The sequence below is a fragment of the Paraburkholderia piptadeniae genome, from assembly GCF_900007165.1.
GTDB lineage: Bacteria > Pseudomonadota > Gammaproteobacteria > Burkholderiales > Burkholderiaceae > Paraburkholderia > Paraburkholderia piptadeniae.
Window position 1 is genome coordinate 1 of the sequence record NZ_CYGY02000202.1, and the last position, 6,454, is coordinate 6,454.

At 57.3% G+C, this 6,454-nt stretch carries 5 protein-coding genes; 1 reads left to right on the top strand and 4 read right to left on the bottom strand.

What is annotated here, in order from left to right; all coding sequences use genetic code 11:
• Nucleotides 1-118: 118 nt before the first annotated feature.
• Together ligD and BN2476_RS44385 are read right to left on the bottom strand one after the other, a co-directional pair.
• On the bottom strand, nt 119-2,635 hold the full coding sequence (gene ligD, locus BN2476_RS44375) for a DNA ligase D (RefSeq protein ID WP_087740418.1): 2,517 nt from the start codon (nt 2,633-2,635) through the stop codon (nt 119-121).
• 712 nt (nt 2,636-3,347) lie between these two features.
• A complete protein-coding gene (locus BN2476_RS44385) occupies nt 3,348-3,695 on the bottom strand; it encodes an H-NS family nucleoid-associated regulatory protein (protein ID WP_087740420.1) in 348 nt (115 codons plus the stop codon).
• Between the two features lie 178 nt (nt 3,696-3,873).
• Between BN2476_RS44385 and BN2476_RS44390 the strand changes: the two genes are divergently transcribed.
• Nucleotides 3,874-4,680 (top strand): H-NS histone family protein, encoded by an 807-nt coding sequence (locus BN2476_RS44390; RefSeq protein WP_087740421.1) that lies wholly within the window; start codon nt 3,874-3,876, stop codon nt 4,678-4,680.
• Nucleotides 4,681-5,156: 476 nt separating this feature from the next.
• On the opposite strand, the gene BN2476_RS46290 is transcribed toward BN2476_RS44390, so the two are convergent.
• Both BN2476_RS46290 and BN2476_RS47540 read right to left on the bottom strand, forming a co-directional pair.
• Entirely contained in the window at nt 5,157-5,453 is a 297-nt protein-coding gene (locus BN2476_RS46290; protein ID WP_143811242.1) for a hypothetical protein, read from the bottom strand.
• A gap of 278 nt (nt 5,454-5,731) precedes the next feature.
• Nucleotides 5,732-6,340: a hypothetical protein gene (locus BN2476_RS47540; RefSeq protein ID WP_227747384.1), complete on the bottom strand. Its 609-nt coding sequence runs from the start codon at nt 6,338-6,340 to the stop codon at nt 5,732-5,734.
• Between the last annotated feature and the right edge of the window lie 114 nt (nt 6,341-6,454).

The window sequence follows — 6,454 nt, forward strand, 5'->3', positions numbered from 1 at the left end:
TAAGTGGATAGCCCTTATGAATATACAGTATCTCGTAACGGGGCCGCTCTCGTCAATTGGCGGATGGTCGTGCGCCGCGTGAGGTACCTCGCTGGCTGCCACGGTCGCAACTGCCCCTTTACCGTAGACCCTTGATAGCCGCGGCTAGCGACTGCCCACACGACCAGTAGTCCGCCCACGGATCCTCCGACTGGAAGCTTAGGTATTCGCGTGCCGTCTGAACGTTCCACTGCGCGCCGCTTTTGAGGTCGCTGAGCTGTTCCCATGAAACCGGCATCGATACGCCCATCCCGGGCCGTGCGCGCGCCGAAAACGCCGCGGCGGTCGTCTGTCCCTTGCCATTGCGCAAGTAGTCGACGTAGACCTTGCCAAGGCGATTTGAGGGGCCAGATACTGCCGAAAAGCGTTCTGGAATCGTCTTCGCCAGATGCCGGACGAAAGCCTGAGAGAAGGACTTGACCGCGCTGTATTCCAACCGCGACGTCAGTGGCACGACAACGTGAAGACCTTTCCCGCCGCTCGTCTTCAGCCAGGCGCGCAATCCCAGTTCCGACAGGAGCACTCGAACGAGAAGTGCGGCCTCCCGAACGTGAGCCCACTTCACTCCTTCGCCAGGGTCTAGGTCGAGGATGACACGGTCAGGCTGGGTGAGTTTGCGGACCGTAGAGTTCCATGTGTGAAACTCGACGACATTCATTTGCGCAGCTGAGAGCAGCGCGTCTACCGTATCGACACTCAGCAATGGCGGATGCTTGGGCCAAAGGTCGCGGTCGTGGGCGGTGAGTCCTGGCATGCCTGTTCGCTCGGCGTGTTTCTGGAAAAACAGTTCACCGCCCGCGATACCGGAGGGCGCACGGACCATTGCCACGGGTCTGTCCTTGAGATGAGGCAGCATCCACTTGGCGACGCTCGCGTAATAGCGAACGAGGTCGGCTTTCGTAATGCCGGTCGAAGGGTCGACGATTCGTTCCGGGTGAGTAATTTTCAGCTGCGGCAGTCGCTCGGGTGCCTGCGTTTTGCCTCCCTCTCGAACAATGCTGGCAGCGGGTTTGTCGAGGCGTAATCCCTTGAACGACGCCTGCCGAATGGCACCATCTGCCGTCCACTCGGAGAATTCGATCTCGGCAACCAGCACGGGTCGAACCCAGCGCTCGCTACGCGGCGCGCGTCTGCCCCATCGTCGCTGTTTCTTGACCTGCACATCAAACGGTCCCGATCCAACTTCCAGTGGAATGAGACGGTGCCAAAGGTCATGTGCAGTTCGTGAGTCCCAGCCGGTGCCGACGCTACCTGCATCATGAAGCTTGTCTCTGACGTAGTAGCCGAGCAGGAGGCTGCCCACTTCGCCGGATTTGCCGCCGCGTGCGGTGAATCCGCAGATAACCAGTTCCTGGCGCAGTCGCGCTTTTGCTTTCAACCACGACTGAGTACGTCCTGATTCATACGGCGCGGCACGCCGCTTAAGCATGAGGCCTTCCAATCCCAGACCGGCGGCAGCTTCGAAAACTTGTGCCGGCGGTGCATCAAAGTCCGGGCTGAACCGCAATCGCTCGCCTGAGTTCTCGAGGAGGCTCTTGAGCCGCGCACGCCTCGCCCAAAGTGGTACTTTTCTCAGGTCGTTTCCGTCGAGATACATCAGGTCGAACAGGAAATAGACGATGTCTTCATTGGCCCGCGCGTCGTCAATCGCATCCTGGAGTGAGGAAAAATTCGGCAAGCCGTCTTTAAGCACAGCTATCTCGCCATCGAACCACCCACTCGAGAGCGGCAGAGCGCCAATCTCGGCGACGAGCGCCGGGAATTTGGCTGTCCAGTCGTGGCCGCCTCGCGTGTAAAGTCGCACGCGTCCTTTGTCGATGCGAGTTAGCAGGCGGTACCCGTCCAGTTTGTTTTCGATTATCCAGTCGCCGCTCGTCGGCAGCGAAGTCGCAAGCGTCGCAAGTTGCGGCTCAAGCTTCGCTGGCAGGGGTGATCGCACTGCAGAGGACAGGTCGACCTCCGGTTCAGCGCCGCGTCGCGGCCTGGCCGACCTTGGCTCGCGATCTTCCGCGAGGCCGAGCGGTTTCGAGATCACACTATCTGGTAGCGCCTTAATGACGTCGTACTCTGCCAGAGGACGAGCCCATTCATCTCGTTTCTTGAAAAGCATCCACTGGTCTTGCTTGTCAACTGGCTTTGATATGCGTACCAGCTCCCACAGTCCCGCGAGCTTTTCGCCATGGAGCCGAAAGACAAGTTTGCCGGCCTCGATGCCTTTGCTGACGTCGCCGATCGGTTCCCAGATTCCACGGTCCCATACGATGACGGTGCCGGCGCCATACTGTTTCGGCGGAATTGTTCCTTCAAAGGCTGCATACTCGACGGGATGGTCCTCCACATGCACCGCCATCCGTTTCTCTTTCGGGTCATAGCACGGGCCTTTGGGAACGGCCCAAGAGAGGAGTACCCCATCATGCTCAAGACGAAAATCGTAGTGCAATCGGCTCGCCCAGTGCTTCTGTACGACGAAGCCGAGGTCCCCCTTTCCACGCAACTCGCTGGCAGGGGACGTCCCAGGCTCTGGAGTGACTGTGAAGTCGCGCTTTTTCTGGTAGCGCGATAGTCGTGGAGACATTGAGGTGCGGGAAGAGGCCATCGTGGAACGTTTCTGACGCTGCCGCGTCCGTGGATATGCGTCGGTGTCTGAGACGAAGTGCCCTCATTGGCAGCCAACAATCCCACGCTGGCGGCCGCCTTTGGTTATCCAGCAAGGTCATTCCGACGAACTTTCATCGGAGCATAGCGCGCCGGCTTGGTCTCGACACTTCGGCCATCTTAAGCCAGCGTCGTACTTGCAGTGACAGCCACATGGCTCGGGCATTTCGCGTGCTTTACGTGGCTGGCAAGCACCGGTTGACGCCGCGTTTCTGCGGTGAGGGGGAGCCATGCCTACCGTGTCCTACGCGACGTATCGCGGTTACAGCATCGACGTTCACGTCACACCGGCGCGGTCTCATTCGCTGGGCGGTGCGTATCGGCGTTTCCGCGTATCTTGGACCGTTTCGTCGGCTGGCGATGAAAGCCACGAGGTTACAAGTTTCCAGGAGAAGTTCGATTTCCTCAGCGAAGAGGAAGCGTTCCGGTACGGGGGAAAGCGAGCTCACACTTTCATCGACTCCATCCTTTCGACCCCGTCGCAGAGAAGCGCATTGGGCGAGGGAAACGAGACGTCATGGTTCTAGTTTCAAGCTGGATTTTGCGGTCTCCCAGCTGGTCGACCGTCCGATGTAGTCGATTTCGGTTGAGCGTGAAATAGCTTAATTACTAGTTCGACAAGATGGCAAATAGCTGACCACGGGTGCGCATATTCAAGTGTCGCGATGTGACGGCTGCGCGGCCGCAAGTCTGCTGCCTGCAAACGGGTCCTGACTCCAGTCTACCTTTGTACGCGTCTCGGTCATTGCCGGCGCCGCAGGCGCAGCGTGTTCGACAGCGAAGTGTTCCAATGATTGCCCTGCACTGATGGCCTGCTTGAGCCATTGAGGCATCTCCCCGTCGCCCGACCAGATTTCTCCGGTCGCACTGCGATATCGGGCAGTTTTCTGTTTAAGCTGGTCTTCGGCAATCGCGGCTGCGAGATCGTCGGGTTCAATGCCGACTTCTGCCATTCTGCGGCGTAGATAGGCGACCATGCTGTCGCGCTTTCTCTCATCCATGAAATTTCCCCGTTTATACGGTTTACGCGGCTTTGGCGATCTGCCCAACCAACGCAAACGCCGCGCCTTGCGAACGTCAATCTAGTCTCAGTATCGTCGATGAGGTCTGCCGCTCTATGGCCTATTTGCACGGTTATGTGGCATAGTGCCGCCATTACTGACTATAGGAGAAATATAAATGACAACACTTGAGAAAGTCCAGGCGCAGATTGCAAAGCTTCAGGCTCGGGCGGAAGCGCTGGCCGTACAACAGTCGTCGGGGGTAATCGCTAAGATTCGCGACATTATGCAAAAGCATGGCTTGACCACGGCTGACATCGAAGCGCATATCGGCGGTTCGAAGAAGCGCGGTCGCAAGCCGGGCGTTAAGGTTGCCGCCAAGTCGTCTGTGTCGGTAGCAAAGTATCGCGACCCGAAGAGTGGCGCTACCTGGACTGGGCATGGTCGCGCTCCCACGTGGATTGCAAATGCGAAAGACCGTAGTAAGTTTGCAATAGATGGCGCATCGGGATCTCCGGTGCCGACCGCGAAGACGGCCGCCAAGGTCGGCAATTACGTTCGCGGGCCGCAGACACCGAAGTATCGCGACCCCGCGACCGGGGCGACGTGGAGCGGCCGAGGTCCTGCTCCGGCGTGGCTTGCCGGCGCTAAAGACCGCACGGCATTTCTGATTGACGGCGGCACGGGCGAGGGTGATGTGGCGCCGAAGGCGGCGAAAAAGGTGCCGGCCAAGAAAGCTGCCGCGAAGAAAGTAGGTGCGAAGAAGGCGGCTGCCAAAAAGGGTGCGGCCAAGAAGGTTGCTACGAAGAAGGTCGCTGCAAAAAAGAGCATTGCAGCGACCAAGAAGCCGCCTGCGAAGAAAGTCGCGACGAAGAAGGTGACGGCGAGGAATGCTGCCGCGAAGAAGTCGGTCGCGACGCCGGAAGCACCGGCGCAAGCGTCCGCGTCGACAAACGCTGCCGCGGCTGAATCGACTGCCGCTTGATCGGTCCGGTGATGGTGAGCGATCGCTAGTGACTCTCGCGGGCAGGATATCTGATTCCTGCTCGCGCAAGCCCTCCGTTCGCTCGGTTCAGACTCAGTTATCTGTTGATAGCGTCGATAACGTTGAGGAGGTCGGCTGCGATGCGATTTTCGTGGCTGTTGCCTTGGAAATTTACCGTGCCCGTATTGAAGATATTCATAACGAGACCGCAAGGAAAACTGATTTTTGTCTGAAGATGAGTTGGATTCGAGAATTCGGCCTGCGGATGCTTCTGCTTCACAAATGTAATCAGCATGTCTGGGTTGTTACATTTTATGGGCATATCGGTTACTCCCTTGGTGGATAGTTTTCAGTTAATTGCAGTCGCGTTTAGTGAAAATCCGGCATCAGCCGGAAGCCTCGCCTGACAGTGGAAGAAACTCCGATTGGGCAAGGAGCTTGGCCTGAACAATAGAATTGCCACTCGACCCTTTTGCTTATTTTGCTTTGAGGGTCAACCAGTTTCCGACGAGTCGCGAACCAATGGACCCGAGGACGACCGAGCCGACTAAGGCAGGCGGAGTAGTTGAAGGTGATAGACCTACTCGACTAAGCAGCCATACGTTCATCATGGCTATTGCTAGGAGAAGGATGCCGATGAATGCCCACATCGCATGAAAATTTGCGGTAAAGCGTGTTATAAGAGCCGCAACAACTCCGATCGAATCACCGATCCACGCTGTGGCTGTGCTTGCGTTTTGCAGGGCTTGCAAAGCGGCCTGTCCGATTGCCATTTCTACTCCGATTGACGCTTGTGCTTTTGGAAATTAATGTTACTGTTTGATGTGAACGTCTTAACGGATGAAAATCAAAAAACTTTAAGAGAAATTTGAGGTTCGGTAATAGCACTGGTGGCTAGGGGCACGATGCGGCTGTATGGAAACTTTGATCAGGTGGTGCTGGCGGCACAAGCGGGCGTTAGCGTACGTTTGTTGCCGAATCTCGAAATCGGAAACGAATTCCGCTCTGGGCCGGCATACACTGCGATAGCCGCAGTCCTGTTTTTCGCACGTCAGGGGACAGATTTTTCCGTCCGCTGTTTCATCACTGACTCGCGGTACCAGCGGGCGATGGCGGTTCCGATTCTCTCGAACGGCTTCCCACCACGCGCGTTTTCTACGCACCTTAGTACCTCCAGCGCGGCCTCACCGCATCGTTTGCCGTCCATTTGCGCGAACAGCAACTCCGTCGTCTGCCCCTTGCGACGATATTCGGCGCAAATCCAATCGGCTGCTGACGTTCGGTCTTCAGGGCGCTTATGCTTTGGCAGGGAGAGGAGCATTTCCGCGTTAGCTTCGTCAAAAGCGTAGAGTTCCAGCACCTTTTCTATATCTCGCATCGGACTCTTGCCGCCGTGCGGGGTTTGGCGTCCATTGGGCTTCCAGTCAGGGAACACGCGCGCTATTGCATCGGCGACACACGTTAGACTGAGGTCTCGCCAGAACCGCGGATGCGGTTCGTAGACCGCTTCTACTGCCATCACCAAGTTTCCGACGTTCAACTGCGACTCACTGAACCGACAGTCCGTCAGGTAGGCGACGAGCGCATCGACCGTTTTTGCAAGCACGCTCTCAAGCGCTGCTATTTCTTTGCTCGTATTCATCATCAGAAAATCCGCCATGTAAGTTTCGACTCCGGAGGCGAGCGATCGATGTGGTGGGATTCGGTTGAAGGCTGTCGACGCTCTTACTCCGCATCAGCGGTATAACCGTATCGAGAGAGGTGGCTCCGGAAA